Genomic DNA, 18,295 nt, shown 5'->3' on the forward strand with positions numbered 1-18,295 from the left:
CACGCCTCCGAAGCGCAGAGAGGCAGATCACTCACGCTAACTGGCTGTGCAAGGTTGACAAGCGATTGCCATCTGCTCAGACTGTCGACATGCTCTCCCCCCATCGTCGTGACCCCGACCGGCTGCTTCCGGCCGATCCGCGGACCCGCGAGATCGCCCGCGGTCTCTACGAGGCGGTCGCGCAGGCGCCGATCCTCTCTCCGCACGGACACGTCCCCGTGGAGCTGCTCCGCGACGACCTCGCCTTCGAGGACCCGGTGGCCCTGCTGGTCGCCAAGGACCACTACGTGACCCGCCTCCTGCACGCGGCCGGCGTCGACTACGCGGCGCTCGGCCTCGGCGGGCACCGGGTGGATCCCCGAGAGGTCTGGCGGATCCTCGGGGCGCACTGGCACCTCTTCGCCGGCACCGCCTCCGGCTACTGGCTCGAGGAGGAGCTGTCGCAGGTGCTCGGCGTGGACGCCGAGCTCGACGCCGGGTCGGCCGACCGCCTCTACGACGCGATCACCGAGCGCCTGGCCGCCCCGGACTTCCGGCCCCGCGCGCTCTTCGAGCGCTTCGGCATCGAGGTCCTCGCGACCACGGACGATCCGCTCGACGATCTCGCCGCGCACGCCGCCCTCGCCGGCACCCTCCCGGGGCGGGTGCTGCCGACCTTCCGGCCCGACCGCTACCTCGACCCCGACGCCGAGTGCTTCCGCGAGGACGTCGAGGCGCTGCTCGGCAGCACCGGCAGGCCGACGACCTTCGCCGGCTACCTCGGCGCCCTCGAGGAGCGGCGCGCCCACTTCCTCGCCCACGGCGCCGTCTCGGCCGACCACGGCGTCGAGCAGCCGCTCACCGTCGACCTCGACGCGGTCGAGGCGCAGTCGCTGTTCGCCTCCGTCGTGGCCGGCACCGCCTCGGGGGAGGAGCGAGCGCTCTTCCGCGCCCACATGCTGCTGCAGATGGCCCGGATGAGCGTCGAGGACGGGCTCGTGATGACCGTGCACGCCGGGGTGCTGCGCAATCACAGCAGCGCGACCCGGCGCCGTTTCGGCCCGGACACCGGGCACGACCTCCCCGTCGCGACCGACTACGTGCGCGGCCTGCGGCCGTTGCTCGAGCGCTTCGGCCTCGAGCGCGACTTCCACCTCGTGCTCTTCGCGGTCGACGAGACCGTCTACTCGCGCGAGATCGCTCCGCTGGCGGGCTTCTACCCGTCGGTCTACATCGGCGCCCCGTGGTGGTTCCTCGACGCGCCCGACGCGATCGGCCGGTTCCGGTCGGCGGTGACCGAGACCGCCGGCTTCTCGCGCGGATCGGGCTTCATCGACGACACCCGCGCCTTCCTCTCCATCCCCGCCCGGCACGACACCGCGCGACGCGCCGACGCCGCCTTCCTCGCGCGGCTGGTCGCTGAGGGCCGCCTGACCACCCGCGCCGCCGAGCGCGTCCTCCTCGACGGCGTCGGGGACCAGCCCAGAAGGGTCTTCAAGCTGTGAGCACCACGACCACCCCTGTCACTCGCCTCGCCCGCGCCGTTCCCGCGCCTCCCGTTCGCATCGTCCACCTCGGCCTCGGCGCCTTCAGCCGCTCGCACACCGCCTGGTACACCGAGGCCTGCGCGGACGGCGCCGACTGGGGGATCGCCGCCTACACCGGTCGCAGCCGCGATCTCGCCGACCGGCTCACCCGGCAGGACGGGCTCTACACGCTCGTCGAGCGCGCGGAGGACGGCGACCGGGCCGAGGTGATCGGCAGCGTCGCCCGCGCGCACGCCGGCGACGACCTGCCGAGCCTGCTGCGCGATCTCTCCGCCGAGAGCACCGCCGTCGTCACGCTGACCATCACCGAGATCGGCTACCGGCTCGGCGCGGACGGCGGGCCGGATCTCGAGGATCCGCTCGTCCGCCGCGATCGCGAGGAGCTCACCGCCGTCGCCGCCGGCCGGCTCAGCCCGCAGGACGCGGCACCGGAGACCGCCCTCGGTCGCCTGCTGCTGGGGCTCGAGTCCCGCCGCCGAGCGGAGAGCGGGCCGATCGCGATCGTCTCCTGCGACAATCTCCCCGACAACGGCGGCCGCCTCGCCCGCGGCGTCGCAGCCTGGATCGAGGGGATCGCTCCGGAGCTCGGCGGCTGGCTCGACGAGAACGCCTCCTTCGTCTCCACCTCGATCGACCGCATCACCCCCCGGATCTCCGCCGAGGAGGACGCCGCGCTCCGCGCCCGCTACGGGGACGAGGCCCCGGTGGTCGCCGAGCCGTTCCGCGACTGGGTGCTGAGCGGCCGCTTCCCGGCCGGCCGGCCGGCCTGGGAGAGCGCCGGCGCGCGCTTCGTCGACGACCTCGACCCGTGGGAGTCGCGCAAGCTCCGGCTCCTGAACGGCGCGCACACCCTGCTCGCCGCGCTCGGACGACTGCGCGGTCACGAGACAGTCGCCACTGCCGTCGCCGACCCGGTCTGCCGCGCCGCGGTCGATGCCCTCTGGGACGACGCGGCCACCGTGCTCCCCGCCGGCCTCGGGATCCCGGAGTACCGCGAGGCACTCCTCGAGCGCTTCGCGAACCCCCGCATCGAGCACCGGCTGCAGCAGATCGGGCAGGACACCGAGACCAAGCTCCGGCTGCGGATCGTGCCGGTCGCCGAGCTCGTGCTCGCCGCCGGTGGCCGGGCCGAGGGGAGCACCGCCGCGCTCGGAGCGTGCCTGGCCGCCCTGCGCCGCGGTCTCGTCGGCGCGAGCCCGGCGGACCTCACCGCACACGACCTCGTCCGCGGCTCCTCGCCCGCGCTCCTCGACGGCGAGGTCCTCGAGCGCGTCGAGCGCGCCGCCTCGGCCCTCGCCGAGTAACGAATCGACCACACTTCCCGCCCGATCTGGCAATCGATTGTCAAATCGGATCACCCCTGCTTTACTAGCCGCACGGCCGCCGAACTCGCTTCCCGCGCAATCGGTCTCCGCCCCGCTCATCCAAAGGAGTATGAACACCATGCCGATCCCCCTGCCCCGCCGCCGAGGCGCCGCCGCCCTCGCGCTTCTGGCCGCGAGCACCCTGGTCCTCACCGGCTGCACGAGCGACGCCGCCGAGCCCGCCACCGGGGGAGGGGCCGTCGCCGCCCCCGACCTCAAGGTCGCCGCCGTCTCGGCGCCGAACTCCCTCGACCCGGCTCAGCTGGTCGACGGTCAGCAGATGCTGGTTTGGGGCTCGGTTCTCGACACGCTCCTCGCCCGCGACAGCGCGACCGGCGAGCTCGTCCCCAACGCGGCGGAGAGCTGGGAGTACAACGAGGACGGCACGGAGCTCACCCTGAAGCTCCGCGAGGGAATGACCTTCAGCAACGGCGACCCCGTGACCGCCGAGTCCGTCGCCTCGACCATGCTCCGCAGCAAGAACACCCCCGGCATCGTGCAGCCGCGATACGGCCTCGTCTCCGACATCGCCGCCGAGGACGACCTCACCGTGAAGGTCTCCTTCACCGCGTACGATCCGCAGTTCGTCTGGCTCCTCGCCCTCGGCGCCGGCGCCGTCGGGGACGCCGAGACCCTCGACGACCCCTCGACCGCCACCGACCCGGTCGGCTCGGGGCCCTACACGCTCGACACCGCGGCGTCGGTGCCCGGCACCTCCTACGTCCTCAAGAAGCGCGACGACTACTGGAACGCCGACGCCTACCCGTTCCCCTCGGTGACGGTCCGCGTGCTCCAGGACCCGACCGCCGCGTTCAACGCCCTCCAGGCCGGCGAGATCAACGCGGGGACCGTGCAGTCGCAGGTCTCCTCGCAGCTCGACGCCAGCCGTTTCACCGTCACCGACACGAACGTCCAGGCGGTCGGCTACATCGGCATCCTCGACCGCGCCGGCACCACGAACCCGGCCCTCGGCGACGTCCGCGTGCGCCAGGCCATCAACTACGCGCTCGACCGCGAGGGCATCGTCAAGGGCATCTACAGCGGAGTCGGCCAGCCGACCGAGCAGATCTTCAACCCGGCCGGCGAGGTCTACGACGAGTCGCTGGACGACACCTACGCCTACGACCCCGAGAAGGGCAAGGCGCTCGTCGAGGAGGCCGGCTACACCGGCACCACCTTCAAGATCCCGAGCACCTTCCTCACCACCACGATCGAGTCGACGCTCTCGCAGGCGTTCACCGACATCGGGCTGGGTCTGGAGTGGGTCGCCGTCCCGCCGCAGCAGGCGCAGTCGGCGCTGCAGTCCGGCGAGTTCGGGCTGAACTTCCAGATCACCGGCTTCAACTCCGACCCCGCCGACGCCTTCACGCACTACGGCGTCGACGGCGACCGCAACCCGCAGCACTTCACCGACCCGACCCTCGACGGCCTGTTCGCCACCCTGAACTCCACCGTCGACTTCGAGGCCGCCGTTCCCACCTACCAGGAGCTCAACGCCTACGCGGTCGAGCAGGCCTGGGAGGCGCCGATCCTGTTCATCGGCGGCAAGTGGGCCACCGCGGACGGCATCAGCATCGTCAACTACGGCGGCGCGCCCGCCACTGTCCGCACCTTCGCCTACGAAGGCTGACCGCCACGCGGGGGCGGCCGGTGACGGCCGCCCCCGCCGGATGGGAATCAGATGATCCTCTACATCGCGAAGCGCCTCGGGGCGGGCGTCGTCCTCGCCCTCCTGGTCACCTTCATCACCTTCCTCCTGCTCAGCACGTCCTTCCGCGACGTCGCGAGCACGATCCTCGGCTCATCCGCGACGCCCGAGAACGTCGCCGGGCTGATGGCCTCGAAGGGCTGGGACCGTCCGGTCCTCGTCCAGTACGTCGACTGGCTGCTGCACCTGCTGCGCGGCGACCTCGGCATCTCGGTCTACACCTCGCTGCCGGTCGGTCCGTCCGTTCTGCAGCGGCTGGCCGTGACGCTGTCGATCATCGTCCCGGCGCTGATCCTCACCGCGGTCATCGCCACCGCGCTCGGCGTCTGGGCCGCCTCCCGCGGCGGCGTCGTCGACAAGATCGCGCAGGGCGTCTCGCTCGTCGGCTACCTCGTTCCCGGTCTCCTGCTCGCGATCGGTCTGGTCGTGGTCTTCGCCGTGCAGCTGAAGTGGCTTCCCGCCACCGGCTTCACTCCGTTCGCGGAGAGCCCGGCCGGCTGGGCGCGCAGCATCGTCATCCCCGTCATCGTGCTGATGATCGGCGGCATCGCCGGTCTCGCCGCTCAGGTCCGCGGCCGGATGATCGACGAGCTCCGCCGCGACTACGTCCGCACCCTGCGCACCCGCGGTGTGCCGACCCGCGCGATCGTCCTCAAGCACGCCCTGCGCAACGCGGGCAGCCCGGCCCTGACCGTGCTGTCCCTCGAGTTCATCCAGATGTTCGGCGCCGCCCTGATCATCGAGAACGTCTTCGCCCTCCCCGGCTACGGCAGCTATGCGTTCAACGCGTCCCTGCAGGGCGACATCCCGGTCGTCCTGGGCATCGCGGCGTTCGGCGTCGCCCTGGTCATCGTGGTCAACCTCGTCACCGACCTGGCCAACGGCTGGCTCAACCCGAAAGCGAGAGTCCGATGACCCCGTCCGACGACAGCGCCCGCACGAACGGCCGGGCCGACGAGCAGACCGCCCCTCCGGTGCAGTCCACCCCCACCTCGCAGGCCGCGGGTGCCGGCCACGCCGACGCGGCTCCGCTCACCCGCGGGATCGCGATCCCGAGCACCGAGGGGCTGCAGACCATCGCGGCCGAGGTCCGCGCCGCGCGGACGCCGCTCTGGCGGCGTCTGCTGAAGGACCCGCAGGCGCTGATCACCTCCGTGCTCCTGCTCCTCGTCCTCCTCGTCGGCGTCCTCGCGCCGCTGCTCGCGCCGATGGGCGCGAACGACTCGAGCCTCTCCGCGATCAACTCGCCCGCCGGGACCCCGGGCTACCCGTTCGGTGCCGACGAGTCCGGCCGCGACATCCTGAGCCGGATGATCCTCTCGACCCAGACCGCGGTCATCGCCGGACTGATCGGCGCCGGGGTCGCCCTCGTGATCGGCGTCGTGGCCGGCTTGATCGGCGGCTACTTCGGCCGCGTGACGCAGGCGACCACCGAGTGGGTCTTCAGCCTGATCATGACCTTCCCCGGCCTGCTGCTGCTGATCATCCTGATGCCGGTGACCGGCGGCGACTACCGCGCCACCATGCTCATCTTCGGCGTCCTGCTCTCCCCGGGCATCTACCGCATCGTGCGGAATCTGGTCCTCGGGGTGAAGAACGAGCTCTACGTCGACGCCGCGCGCGTCTCGGGGCTCGGGAACCTCCGCATCCTCGGCCGGCACGTGCTCTCCGTCGTCCGCGGGCCGATCATCATCGCCGCCGCCTTCCTCTTCGGCTCGGCCATCGCCGTGCAGTCCGGCCTGGCCTTCCTCGGCGTCGGCTCCCTCGAGGTCCCCAGCTACGGCGCCATGATCGCGTCGGGCTTCCGCAACCTCTACATCGCGCCGACGCAGTTCCTCTGGCCCAGCATCGGCCTCGGGATCATCACCGCGTCGCTCGTCCTGCTCGGCAACTCGCTCCGCGACGCGCTCGAGGGCTCGAAGCCCACGCCCGCGAAGATCGGCGGAGGGCAGCGGGTCGTCGCCGACGAGGCCGTGGACCGCGAGCGGGCCGCCCGCTCCCTGCTCGACATCCGCGACCTGGTGATCGCCTACCCGAGCCCCGACGGCACCCTCAACGAGGTGGTCCACGGCGTCTCGCTCACCGTCGCCCGCGGCGAGGTGATGGGGCTCGTCGGCGAGTCCGGCTCCGGCAAGTCGCAGACCGCGTTCGCGACGCTCGGCGTCCTGCCGAACGAGGCGGTGGTCGTCCGCGGCTCCATCCTCTTCGACGGCACCGAGCTGATCGGGCTCTCCGACGCGCAGATGCGCCCCTTCCGCGGCAAGGCGATCTCCTACATCCCGCAGGAGCCGATGTCGAACCTCGACCCCTCCTTCACCGTCGGCGCGCAGCTCGTCGAGGGCGCGCGCGCCGCGCTCGGGATCTCGAAGAAGGAGGCCCGGTCGCGCATCCTCGCGCTGCTCGCCCGGGTGGGCATCGCCGACCCGGAGAGCACCTTCCGCTCCTACCCGCACCAGATCTCCGGCGGGATGGCGCAGCGCGTCCTCATCGCCGGCGCCGTGGTCAGCCGCCCGAAGCTGCTGATCGCCGACGAGCCCACGACCGCGCTCGACGTGACGGTGCAGGCCGAGATCCTCGACCTGCTGCGCGATCTGCAGGACGAGCTCGACATGGCCGTGCTGCTGGTGACCCACAACTTCGGCGTCGTCGCCGACGTCTGCAACCGCATCGCCGTGATGCGCCGGGGCGAGATCGTCGAGCAGGGCGAGGTCGAGGCCGTCTTCGACGCTCCCGAGCATCCCTACACCGCGATGCTGCTCGACTCGATCCTCGACGAGGAGACGGTCAGAACCGACCCGCCGGTGACGGCGACGACCACCGGAGGTGCGGCGTGAGCCTGCTCGAGATCCGCGACCTGCGCGTCGCCTTCCCCGGCCGCGGCTTCCGCGCGAAGCCCGTCGAGGTGCTGCACGGCATCGACCTCGACGTCGCAGCGGGCGAGACCGTCGGCCTCGTCGGCGAGTCCGGCTCGGGCAAGACCACGATCGGCCGCGCCGTCCTCGGTCTCGTCCGGCCCTCCGCCGGAACCATCCGCTTCGACGGCCAGGAGATCGGCGGTCTGCGCGGCGCCGCCCGTCGCGCGATCGCCGACCAGATCCAGGTCGTCTTCCAGGACCCGTACACCTCGCTGAACCCGTCGATGACGATCGGCGAGATCCTCGCCGAGCCGCTCGTGGTCCAGGGCTCGAGCCCCAAGGACGCCCGGGCCCGGGTGCGCACGCTGCTCGACCAGGTCCAGCTGCCGTCCGACGCCCTCGAGCGCCTGCCGCGCGAGTTCTCCGGCGGGCAGCGCCAGCGCGTCGCCATCGCCCGCGCGCTGGCCCCCGGTCCGCGCCTGATCGTCTGCGACGAGCCCGTCTCGGCGCTCGACCTCTCCACGCAGGCGCGGGTGATGGAGCTGTTCGTCGAGATCCAGCGCGCGACCGGCGTCGCCTACCTCTTCGTCTCGCACGATCTCTCGGTCATCCGGCACATCAGCCATCGGGTCGCGGTCCTCTACCGCGGCGACCTGGTCGAGACCGGCGACGCGCCCACGGTCACGCTGACCCCGTCGCACCCGTACACCCGGCGGCTCCTGTTGGCAGCCCCGGTCGCCGACCCGCGCCGCCAGAGCGCGCGCCGCGAGCAGCGCCGCATCACACTGAAGGAGGCCTCATGACCGCGCTCGCCCTGCCCGGCTTCCACCCGGACCCGTCGATCTGCCGGATGGGGGAGCAGTATTTCCTGATCACCTCGAGCTTCGAGTACTTCCCCGGCGTCCCGATCTTCACGAGCACCGACCTCGCGAGTTGGAAGCAGCTCGGCAGCGTCCTGGACCGGCCCTCGCAGCTCGACGTGCGCACCGGCATCGAGAACGCGAGCGGCGGGATCTACGCCCCCACCCTGCGCCACCACGACGGCCGCTTCTGGATGGTCACCACGAACCTGCACGAGATCCGCGACGGGCACCTGATCGTGCACGCCGAGGACCCGGCCGGCCCGTGGAGCGAGCCCGTCCGCACGACCGGACTGCTCGGCATCGATCCCGACCTCTCCTGGGGCGAGGACGGCGTCTGCCGGCTGACCTGGTCCGACGTCGTGAACGGCGGCATCTCCCAGGCGGTCGTCGATCCCTTCACCGGGGAGGTGCTCTCCGAGCCGACGGAGATCTGGCGCGGCACCGGCGGCGCGCACGCCGAGGGGCCGCACGTCTTCTCCCGCGGCGGCCGCTGGTACCTCGTGGTCGCCGAGGGCGGAACGGCGCACGGCCACATGGTGACGATCGCGCGGGCGGACGCTCCCGACGGTCCGTACGAGTCGAACCCGGCGAATCCGATCCTCAGCCACCGCAGCACGACCGATCCGGTGCAGTCGACCGGTCACGCCGACCTCGTCGAGCTCGCCGACGGCGGCTGGGCGATCGTGCACCTCGGCACCCGCCCGCGCGGGTCCTTCCCGAAGTGGCACACCAACGGCCGCGAGACCTTCCTCTCCGGCATCGACTGGGTCGACGACTGGCCCGTTGTCGTCGAGGACCGGTTCGCCCCGGCCGCCGCCACCCCCGACCTCGACGAGCGCTTCAACGGTCCATCGCTGCATCCGCGCTGGATCGCGCCGGGCGCGGTGCCCGCATCGTTCGCGTCGACGTCGGCCGAGGGCCTCCGGCTCCTGGCCGGCCGTGCACCGCAGTCCCCGGCCGCCGAGCGGCTGCTCGCGGTGCGCGCGACCGAGCAGACCTGGACCGCCACCGTCGAGGGCGAGGGCGACCTCTCCCTCACGGTCCGGATCGACGACGAGCACCAGGCGATGGTGGAGCGCGTCGGCGGCGTCGTCCGCGCGCGTCTCGTCGTCGGGCCGCTCGACCAGGTCCTGGAGGAGCGCGAGGACCTCGGTGCGCAGGCGCGCCTGGTCGCCCGCGCGGATCCCTTCGGCGGGCAGCCCGGCCAGCGGCAGGGTCCGGACCGGATCGTGCTCGGCGCCGAGGGCCCGGAGGGGTTCGTCGAGCTCGCGTCCTTCGACGGCCGGTACCTCTCGACCGAGGTCGCCGGCGGCTTCACCGGTCGGGTGATCGGCGTCGAGGCGCTGGGCGCCGATGCGCTGGTGACCCGGTTCACGCTCTCGGCCGCGTGAAGGGCCGGGCCGTATGAGGGGGAGCACCGCGACGCCGGTGTCGCAGACCGGCGTCGGCGCCGAGCAGCGGCCACTCGGGCGGCTCTCGATCGCGCTACTGGTCGCGGCGACGTTCGGCTCCGGCATGGCGATGATCGTGCCGATGGCCTACTCGCTCGCGGTGCGGCTCGAGGAGCTCGCCCCCGGCCGCCCCGACCTGCTCGGGGTGCTCCTCGGCGTCGGCTCCGCGGCGACGCTGGTCGTCGCGCCGCTCACCGGCGTGCTCAGCGATCGCACCCGGTCGCGCTGGGGGCGGCGCCGGCCGTTCACCGTCGCCGGCCTCGCCCTCGGCGTCGCGGCGGTCCCGGTGCTCGTGACGGCGCCGACCGTCCCGGTCCTCGCGCTGGGGTGGATCCTGTCGACGGTCGGCTGGAACACGGCGGGCGCCTCGATCGGCAACTGGCAGGCCGACCGGCTGCCGCCGCAGCAGCGGGGCACCGTCTCCGGACTCACCGGCCTCACCATGCAGATCTCGCCGGTCCTCGGCATCCTGCTCGTCGGGACCGTCCGCTCCGAGACACTGCTGGTCTTCGCCATCCCGGCCGCCGTCGGCCTGCTGCTCGCCGGCGCGTTCGCACTGCTCGCCGCCGACCCCGACAGCCGGGGACCGGCGCCCGCCGACCGGATGACCTTCCGCCGGATCCTCGGCAGCTACGCCTTCGACCCACGGGCGTTCCCCGACTTCACCGGGAACTGGATCGGCCGCTTCGTCTTCTTCCTCGGGCTGAGCCTCACCACCAGCTTCACTGTCTTCTTCTTCGCCCAGCGTCTCAACCTCGCGGTGCCGGACGTCGCGGGGGTGCTCGCGCTCACCTCGGCGCTGAGCATCGGCACGGCCCTGGCCGGCTCCCTCGGCGGCGGCTGGCTCAGCGACCGCATCGGAGTCCGGCGGCCGTTCGTCGCGGCCGGCGCCGTCCTGTTCGCCGCCGGCTCGATCGTCTCCGCCACGGCCGGCGCCCTCCCGGCGCTCCTGATCGGCTCGCTGCTCTCCTCCCTCGGCATCGCGCTGTTCTCCGCTGTCGGGCAGGCGCTCTCGCTCGACGTCCTCCCGCACCGGGAGACGCAGGCGGGTCGCTACACCGCGATCACCCTCTTCGCGCAGAAGATCCCGGGAGTGATCTCCCCGCTGGCCGCGCCGCTCGTGCTCGCCCTCGGTGGCGGTGGCGGTGGCGAGAACTTCACCGCCCTCTACCTCACGGCGGCAGCACTCGCGCTGCTCGGCGGGGCTCTCATCGGAGTGACCGTCCGCCGTCCGACCCCCTGACACGTCCGGATCGCTCCGCTATCCCTCCGACACCTCGACCACACTGAACCGCGTCGGCTCCGTGCCGACCCGAAGAGAGGCAAGCATGCTCAAGCCCCGTCCCACTCCCACCCGAGAGCTCGTCACCCTCGACGGCGTCTGGCGCTTCGCGCTCGACTCCCGCGTCGACGAGTCGCCGTGGACCTCGACGCTGCGCACCCCGCTTGAGGCGGCCGTCCCCGCCTCCTACAACGACCTCTTCACCGACCCCGAGATCCGCAAGCACGTCGGCTGGGTCTACTACCAGCGCACCGTGCGGGTTCCGCGCGGCTGGGGCGAGGACGACATCCTGCTCCGCTTCGACGCGGCGACCCACGCCGCGAAGGTCTACGTCGACGACGAGCTCGCCGGCGAGCACGTCGGCGGCTACACGCCCTTCGACGTCGACATCACCGACCGTGTCACCGCCGGCGGGGAGTTCCGCCTCACCGTCGCGGTGAGCGGCGACCTCACCAACGAGACCATCCCGCCCGGCCGGATCGACGTGACCGCGACCGGCAAGCGCAAGCAGACCTACTTCCACGACTTCTTCAACTACGCGGGACTCGCGCGCTCGGTCTGGCTGCACAGCCGGCCGAAGCACCGCATCGACGACGTGGTCGTGGTCACCGACTTCGAGGGCACGACCGGCTCCGTCGACTACCGCGTCGAGTCGACCGGCACTGCCGATGTCCGGGTGCGCCTCGAGGACGCCGACGGCACCGTCGTCGCCAAGGGGGAGGGCGCGCAGGGCGTCCTCGAGATCGCCGACGTCGTGCTCTGGAAGCCCGGTGCCGCCTACCTCTACCAGCTGACCGTCGAGCTGCTCGACGGCGACGAGGTCGTCGACAGCTACCCGCTCGCCGTCGGCGTGCGCACCGTCGAGGTGCGCGGACACGAGTTCCTCCTCAACGGCGAGCCCTTCTACTTCACCGGCTTCGGCAAGCACGAGGACACCCCGATCCGCGGCAAGGGCCACGACGACGCCTACCTCGTGCACGACTTCCAGCTGCTCGAGTGGATCGGCGCCAACTCGTTCCGCACCTCGCACTACCCCTACGCCGAGGAGGTCCTCGAGTTCGCCGACCGCCACGGCATCGTCGTGATCGACGAGACCGCCGCCGTCGGCCTGAACATGGGCGTCGTCGGCGGGATGAGCGGCACGCCGCCGTTCCCGACCTTCTCGGAGCAGTTCGCCAACGACAACACGCAGGCGGCGCACGCGCAGCACCTCCGCGAGCTGTTCGTCCGCGACCGCAACCACCCCTCCGTGGTGATGTGGAGCATCGCCAACGAGCCGGCCTCGAACGAGGAGGGCGCCCGCGAGTACTTCGAGCCGCTCGTGAAGCTCGCCCGCGAGCTCGATCCGACCCGCCCGCTCACCTACTCCCTGGTGATGTTCGCGACCTTCCAGAACGACCGGATCATCGACCTCTTCGACGTGATCAGCCTCAACCGCTACTACGGCTGGTACATCGCCGGCGGCGAGCTCGACGTCGCCCAGGCCTACCTGCACGGCGACATCCAGGGCTGGATCGACCGCATCGACAAGCCGATCATGATGAGCGAGTACGGCGCCGACACCGAGCCGGGCCTGCACTCCGTCTGGGAGGACCGCGTCTGGACCGAGGAGTACCAGATCGCCTACCTCGACGCCAACCACCGCGTCTTCGACCGCTTCCCGCAGTTCGTCGGCGAGCAGGTCTGGAACTTCGCCGACTTCGCCACCGACAACGGCCTGCACCGGGTCGACGGCAACAAGAAGGGCGTCTTCTCCCGCGACCGCAAGCCCAAGGCCGCCGCCTGGGCGCTGCGCAAGCGCTGGCGCGGACTCGACGGCGCGAAGCCGTCCAGCGATGAGTAGCGAGGCGAGCACGGACGCACCGCCGCTGCGGTGGGGCGTTCTCGGCACCGGTCGCATCTCGGAGTCCTTCGTCCCCGACATCCGCGCGGCCGGCGGAGTCGTCGGCGCGGTGTGGGGGAGGCGCACCGAGACGGTCGAGGCCTTCGCCGCCGCGCACGGCGTCCCGCACTCCACAACGGAACTGGACGCCCTGCTCGGCGATCCCGCGATCGACATCGTCTCCGTCGCCACGCCGCCGGCCACCCACCTCGAGCTCGCCACCCGCGCACTCGAGGCGGGCAAGCACGTCCTCGTCGAGAAGCCGATGACGACCAGCGCCGCCGACTCCGCCCGGCTCTTCGAGATCGCCTCGGAGAACGACCGCTTCGTCATGGAGGCGATGTGGATGAAGTTCAATCCCCTCCACCTCGAGGTCGTGCGCCAGGTGCGCGACGGCGTCCTCGGAACGCCCGGCTACGTCCGCGGCGCCTTCGGCATGCCGTTCCCCGCCGGCGGCAGCCGCTGGCAGGCCGATCTCGGCGGCAGCACCGTCCTCGACCAGGGCATCTACCCGGTGACCCTCGCCGAGTGGCTGCTCGGCCCGGTCGTCTCGGTCGCGGCGACCGGGGACGTGCGCGACGGCGTCGACGTCGCAGCGCAGATCGCGCTGCGACACCGCGACGGCGGCTCCTCCCAGCTGGCCTGCTCCGTCCTCGAGTTCCTCGACCCGTCCGCCTCGATCAGCGGCACCGCCGGCTGGATCGAGATACCGGCCATGTTCTGGGCGGGCGACGTCGCCCGCGTGCACGCGGGCTCGCAGGGAGCGCTCTTCGGCGAGCCGATCCCGCTCCGGCGACCCAGAGAGGGCAACGGCTACGTGCCGATGATCCGATCGGTGGCGGCGACGGTCTCGGCGGGTCTCCTCGAGCATCCCGAGCACGACGCCGCGGCGACCCTCTCCGTCGCGCGGGTGCTCGACGAGATCCGCGGACAGGTCTTCGCGGAGGCGACCCGATGAGCGTCACGGGGTGTGGTGCCGCCGCCGCCATGCGCGGCGGGTTGGCGTCGCGCACGGTCAGCAGGGATGATCGCTCCATGCCCCTCGCCGCACCCCTCCGCCGGTCCACCGATGCCTGACGGGATCGCGTCCGAGATCCCCGCCGAGCTGGCGGCCCGCCTGCACCGGCGCGGGGGCGCGGCGACGATCTACGACATCGCGGAGCTGGCCGGCGTCGCCCCCTCCACCGTCTCGCGCGCTCTGTCGAAGCCGGGGCGGATCAGCGCGAAGACCGAGGCGCGCGTCCGCGCGGCGGCGGATCAGCTCAACTTCCGCTTCAACCCGATGGCTCGCGCCCTGCTGTCCGGGCGGAGCCACACGCTCGCCCTGGTCGTCGCCGACATCACCAACCCCGTCGTCTTCGGCATCGTCCGCGGCGCCGAGCACGCCGCCAGTGCGGCGGGCTACACGCTCGTCATCGCCGAATCGCAGGAGTCCGGCGAGGCGGAGGCCGAGGCCATCGAGCGGCTGATCCCGACCGTCGACGGCATCGTGCTGGCCACGACCCGCCTCTCCGACGAGCGGATCGTCAGCATCGCCGAGCGCAAGCCGGTCATCCTGATCAACCGCGCCGTCCCGGGGGTGCCGAGCATCCTTCCCGACGTCGAGAGCGGAGTCGGGGAGCTCCTCGAGCACCTGGCCGCGCTCGAGCACCGATCGATCGTCTACCTCTCGGGCCCGGACACCTCGTGGATCAGCGACCGGCGGTTCGAGCGCATGCTCGAGGACGCGGACCGTCTCGGCTTCGCCCTGGTCGAGATCGGGCCGAACGCGCCGACGATCGACGGCGGGAAGGACGCCTTGAGGCGGGTCCTCGCCGCTCGGCCGACGGCGGTCATCGCCTTCAACGACCTCCTCGCCCTCGGACTGATGCAGGCGGCGGCGGGACAGGGGATCCGCGTGCCGGAGGAGCTCAGCGTCGCCGGTTTCGACGACATCTTCGGCAGCGAGCTGATCTCGCCGCCGCTGACGACCGTGCGCGCGCAGCTGGTCGAAGCGGGTCGGCGCGCCGTGGCCGACCTGCTCGCGGGCCTCGCCGGCGAGGCCATGAGCGAGGGCCGGCCGTCGCTGACGACCACCTTGGTCGTCCGGGGTTCGACGGGAGCCGCTGCGCCGAAGCGGCCCTGAGCGGTCGCAGGCCGGCGCGAGGACCCGACCCGCGCGGCAGCGCCCCGACCGCCGAGAGGCGGGCGAGGCGCTGCCGCGCGGCGGTCAGACCACCTGGGTGAGCGAGGCGCCCTCGCGGAACCGGCGCACGCCCTCGGCTCCCTCGACGACGGCGGCGGTGAGCTCCTCCACCGAGGTGTCCTCCTTGCGGACGTCGAGGATCTTGCGGCCGTGGTTCATCACGATGTGCCGGTCGCAGACCTGGTAGGCGTGGTGCAGGTTGTGGGTGACGAGGATGGAGCTCACGCCCTCCGTCTTCAGCTGGCGCAGGTAGTTCAGCAGCGCCTCCGTCGCCCGGACCGCGAGGGCCGAGGTCGGCTCGTCGAGGATCAGCAGGCTCCGCTTGAAGTGCACGGCCCGAGCGATGGCCACGGCCTGCGCCTGCCCGCCGGAGAGTGAGGCGACGAGCTGACGCGAGCTCTTGATGCCCTCGATCGTGACGACCGTGTCGAGGATCTCGGTCGCGATCGCATCCATCTCCTTCATCCTCATGAAGCCGAGGCGGTTGGTGATCTCGCGCCCCATGAAGATGTTGCGGCTGATCGACATCGTCGGCACGAGGGCCGAGTCCTGGAAGATCGTCTCCACGCCGAGCTCCTCGGTGACCGAGCGGTCCACCTTGGGCTGCAGCTTCCCGTCCCAGGAGTAGTCGCCCGAGGTCATCGGGACGACTCCGGAGAGGATCTTCACCAGCGTGGACTTGCCGGCGCCGTTGTCGCCGAGCAGGCCCACCACCTCGCTCTTGCCGATGTCGAACGAGACGTCGTTCAGGACGGTGTTCTGCCCGTACTTCTTGGTGATGCCCTCGACGCGCAGGAGGTAGTCGTCGATGTGCCCGGCGTTCGCCGCCTCGGTGAGGATCCCGGCGGTGGAGGCCTCGGTCATGACGCCTTCCCTTCCATGAGCTTGTTGAAGACGGCGGCGACGACGATGAGCAGGCCCACGAAGAGCTGCACGTAGAAGCCGGGCGCCTTGGCGAGGATGAGGCCGTTCTGGATGAGCTGGATGAGCGCGGCGCCGACGATCATGCCGGTGATCGAGCCGCGGCCGCCGTTGAGCGAGCAGCCGCCGACGACGGCGCCGGCGATGGCCAGCAGCGTGTAGTCCTGGGTCGTGCCGGGCTGCATCGCGCTGGTGCGGACGGAGATCAGGATCGCGGCGACGCCGACCATGAGACCGAGCAGCGCGAACGCGAGCAGCTTCACCCTGACCGGGTTGATCGAGATCGCCTTGGCCGCCGCGGCGTTGCCGCCGACCGCGAAGAGGTGGTTGCCGACCTTGTGGCGGTGCAGGAACACCCAGGCGACGACCCCGATGAGGATCATCCAGATCAGCTGCGAGCGGAAGAAGCCGAAGTCGCCGGCGAACAGGGTCTTCAGGCCGTCGTCGGAGGCCAGCACCGCCGGGGCGGTGCCGTTGACGAAGTAGCTGGCGCCGAGCCAGAAGAAGCCGAGCCCGAGCGTGGCGATGAAGGAGGGGATCTTCGTCGCGATGACGACCACGCCGTTGATCAGCGCGATGCTCACCGCGGCGGCGATGCCGACCAGGGCGCCGATCGGCCAGCCGGCCGACTCGGTGACGCGGATGAAGACGATGGCGGAGAAGCCGATGTTCGCGCCGAGCGAGAGGTCGAACTCGTCGGTGATCATCAGGATGCCGGCGCCGATCGAGAGGATCGCGTAGACGGGGATCGACTGCGAGATCACCCCCGAGAGGTTGCTCTCGGAGAGGAACGGGAAGGCGGTCGGGGCGAGGAGGCTCGTGATCGAGAAGGCGACGAAGACGACGGCGGTGATGATGCCGATCTCCAGCGCCCCGCGACCGCGGGTGTAGCGGAGGTTCTCGCGGAACCGGTCGCCGCGGGTGACGGCGACGTTGTCGGCGAGACGGCGGCCGGGCTGCGGCTGATGGATGCCCTGCGTCGCGAGCGGCGCGACGAGGACGGGTTCGGGGGTGGACGGCGGTCTGACGGAGGAGGTCACGTGATTCGGCTCTCTGCGGGCGCGGATGGAGAACGGGGAGGGGGCGCCGCCGCGGGAGGGGTCCGCGGCGGCACCGGCATCAGTAGCGGATGCCCTGGAGGTCCTTCGCCTCGAGCAGGTCGACGTTGTCCTTCGTGATCAGACCGAGTCCGCCGGAGTTGATGTTCGCCGGGGAGAGGCCGAAGTCCAGGTTCAGGACGCCCTGCATCGCCGACTGGTAGCCCTGCACGTAGCCCTGCTGGTCGGCGGTCGCGAGGATGCGGCCGGACTTGATGCCGTCCACGACCTGGGTCGAGGTGTCGAAGCCGATGATCGGGATCGTGACGCCGGCGGCGTCCTCGGCGGCGACGGCGTTGCGGTGCGGGGTGCCGCCCAGCGGGACGACGGCCTTCGCGTTCGGGTGCGCGGTGAGCCAGGAGGTCATCGCGTCGAGGGCGTCGGCGTCGGTGCCGGTGGTGCGCAGGTACTCGCCCTGCACGTCGATCCCCGCCTCGTCGAGGGCGTCCTGGACGCCGCCGCCGCGCTGGATCGCGTAGTTCTGGTCGGGCTCCTCCGCGGCGAAGAGCACCTCGTCGCCGGCCTTCAGATCGACCTGGTCGATCAGGGCGTTCCCGACGATCGTGCCGACCTCGCGGAAGTCCTGGCCGACGAAGCCGGTCACGCAGTCGCTCGCGGACTCGGGGGCGGGGACGTTGTAGGCGATGACCGTGATGCCGGCCTCGTGGGCGTCGCAGGCGACCTGGACCCACTTCTCGCCCTCGTTGAAGGGCATGAGGATCAGGGAGGGTTTGGTCGCGATCGCGGTGTTGACCAGGTCGACCATCTTGTCCGGGTCGCCGTCGGCCGTCTGCGAGGTGAGGTCGAGTCCGCCGAGCTGCGCCGCGTCGGTCGCGCCCTTCTCGATCTGAGCCCAGAAGACGTCGCTCGCGGGGTTGTAGTAGGTGAAGAAGTAGGCGTTGCGGTTCTCCGCCCGGCTGCCGAGTCCGTCCGAGAGCCCACCCGCGGAATCCGTGGTGGCCGCTCCGCCACCGGTGCAGGCCGTGAGGAGGAGGGCGGCGGAGGCGGTGAGCGCGAGTGCGCCGGTGATCCGCGTCGTTTTCGAGAGCTTCACTTCGTCGTGTCCCTTCGGGTTCGCCGTGCGGATCGCGTCCGCCCGGTGGTGGCGTCATCGCCGGGCCTCACGATAGGAGCGCGCTGGAGGGGCGTCAATAGAATGTC

14 protein-coding genes are annotated in these 18,295 nt (G+C 71.6%); 11 read left to right on the forward strand and 3 right to left on the reverse strand.

The annotated features are described in order from the left end of the window. Positions 1-89 precede the first annotated feature (89 nt). The 11 genes from uxaC (at position 90) to C1I64_RS06410 (ending at position 15,056) form a co-directional block, all read left to right on the forward strand. Complete coding sequence (uxaC, locus tag C1I64_RS06360) at positions 90-1,484, forward strand: glucuronate isomerase (protein ID WP_127886602.1); 1,395 nt, start codon at positions 90-92, stop codon at positions 1,482-1,484. After that, positions 1,481-2,830: a mannitol dehydrogenase family protein gene (locus C1I64_RS06365; RefSeq protein WP_127886603.1), complete on the forward strand. Its 1,350-nt coding sequence runs from the start codon at positions 1,481-1,483 to the stop codon at positions 2,828-2,830. The genes uxaC and C1I64_RS06365 overlap by 4 nt, the downstream gene beginning before the upstream one ends. Positions 2,831-2,969: 139 nt before the next feature. Next, positions 2,970-4,520, forward strand: a complete 1,551-nt coding sequence (locus C1I64_RS19985) for an ABC transporter substrate-binding protein (protein WP_164874460.1) — start codon at positions 2,970-2,972, stop codon at positions 4,518-4,520. Between the two features lie 51 nt (positions 4,521-4,571). Then, positions 4,572-5,513, forward strand: coding sequence for an ABC transporter permease (locus C1I64_RS06375; protein ID WP_127886604.1), 942 nt, complete (start codon positions 4,572-4,574; stop codon positions 5,511-5,513). Continuing rightward, on the forward strand, positions 5,510-7,432 hold the full coding sequence (locus C1I64_RS06380) for a dipeptide/oligopeptide/nickel ABC transporter permease/ATP-binding protein (protein ID WP_127886605.1): 1,923 nt from the start codon (positions 5,510-5,512) through the stop codon (positions 7,430-7,432). The genes C1I64_RS06375 and C1I64_RS06380 overlap by 4 nt, the downstream gene beginning before the upstream one ends. Further along, the gene (locus tag C1I64_RS06385) at positions 7,429-8,256 is read left to right on the forward strand and encodes an ATP-binding cassette domain-containing protein (RefSeq protein WP_167306140.1); all 828 of its coding nucleotides are present in this window, start codon (positions 7,429-7,431) and stop codon (positions 8,254-8,256) included. Before C1I64_RS06380 ends, C1I64_RS06385 begins: the two co-directional genes overlap by 4 nt. Further along, positions 8,253-9,707 carry a glycoside hydrolase family 43 protein gene (locus C1I64_RS06390; RefSeq protein WP_127886606.1) on the forward strand — a complete coding sequence of 485 codons (1,455 nt, stop codon included), beginning with the start codon at positions 8,253-8,255 and terminating at the stop codon, positions 9,705-9,707. Before C1I64_RS06385 ends, C1I64_RS06390 begins: the two co-directional genes overlap by 4 nt. A 13-nt stretch (positions 9,708-9,720) precedes the next feature. Next, complete coding sequence (locus tag C1I64_RS06395) at positions 9,721-11,010, forward strand: MFS transporter (protein ID WP_127886607.1); 1,290 nt, start codon at positions 9,721-9,723, stop codon at positions 11,008-11,010. Between the two features lie 85 nt (positions 11,011-11,095). Then, positions 11,096-12,892 (forward strand): beta-glucuronidase, encoded by a 1,797-nt coding sequence (uidA, locus tag C1I64_RS06400; protein WP_127886608.1) that lies wholly within the window; start codon positions 11,096-11,098, stop codon positions 12,890-12,892. Then, complete coding sequence (locus C1I64_RS06405) at positions 12,885-13,889, forward strand: Gfo/Idh/MocA family protein (protein ID WP_127886609.1); 1,005 nt, start codon at positions 12,885-12,887, stop codon at positions 13,887-13,889. Before uidA ends, C1I64_RS06405 begins: the two co-directional genes overlap by 8 nt. A gap of 111 nt (positions 13,890-14,000) precedes the next feature. Further along, positions 14,001-15,056, forward strand: coding sequence for a LacI family DNA-binding transcriptional regulator (locus tag C1I64_RS06410; protein ID WP_164874461.1), 1,056 nt, complete (start codon positions 14,001-14,003; stop codon positions 15,054-15,056). 84 nt (positions 15,057-15,140) lie between these two features. On the opposite strand, the gene C1I64_RS06415 is transcribed toward C1I64_RS06410, so the two are convergent. The 3 genes from C1I64_RS06415 to C1I64_RS06425 all read right to left on the reverse strand — a co-directional run bounded on the left by C1I64_RS06415 (position 15,141) and on the right by C1I64_RS06425 (position 18,188). Then, the gene (locus C1I64_RS06415; RefSeq protein ID WP_127886611.1) at positions 15,141-15,980 is read right to left on the reverse strand and encodes an ATP-binding cassette domain-containing protein; all 840 of its coding nucleotides are present in this window, start codon (positions 15,978-15,980) and stop codon (positions 15,141-15,143) included. After that, complete coding sequence (locus C1I64_RS06420; protein ID WP_127886612.1) at positions 15,977-17,077, reverse strand: ABC transporter permease; 1,101 nt, start codon at positions 17,075-17,077, stop codon at positions 15,977-15,979. Before C1I64_RS06420 ends, C1I64_RS06415 begins: the two co-directional genes overlap by 4 nt. A gap of 79 nt (positions 17,078-17,156) precedes the next feature. Then, positions 17,157-18,188 carry a substrate-binding domain-containing protein gene (locus C1I64_RS06425; protein ID WP_159422825.1) on the reverse strand — a complete coding sequence of 344 codons (1,032 nt, stop codon included), beginning with the start codon at positions 18,186-18,188 and terminating at the stop codon, positions 17,157-17,159. Positions 18,189-18,295: the final 107 nt, after the last annotated feature.

This window comes from Rathayibacter festucae DSM 15932 (assembly GCF_004011135.1).
Classification (GTDB): domain Bacteria; phylum Actinomycetota; class Actinomycetes; order Actinomycetales; family Microbacteriaceae; genus Rathayibacter; species Rathayibacter festucae.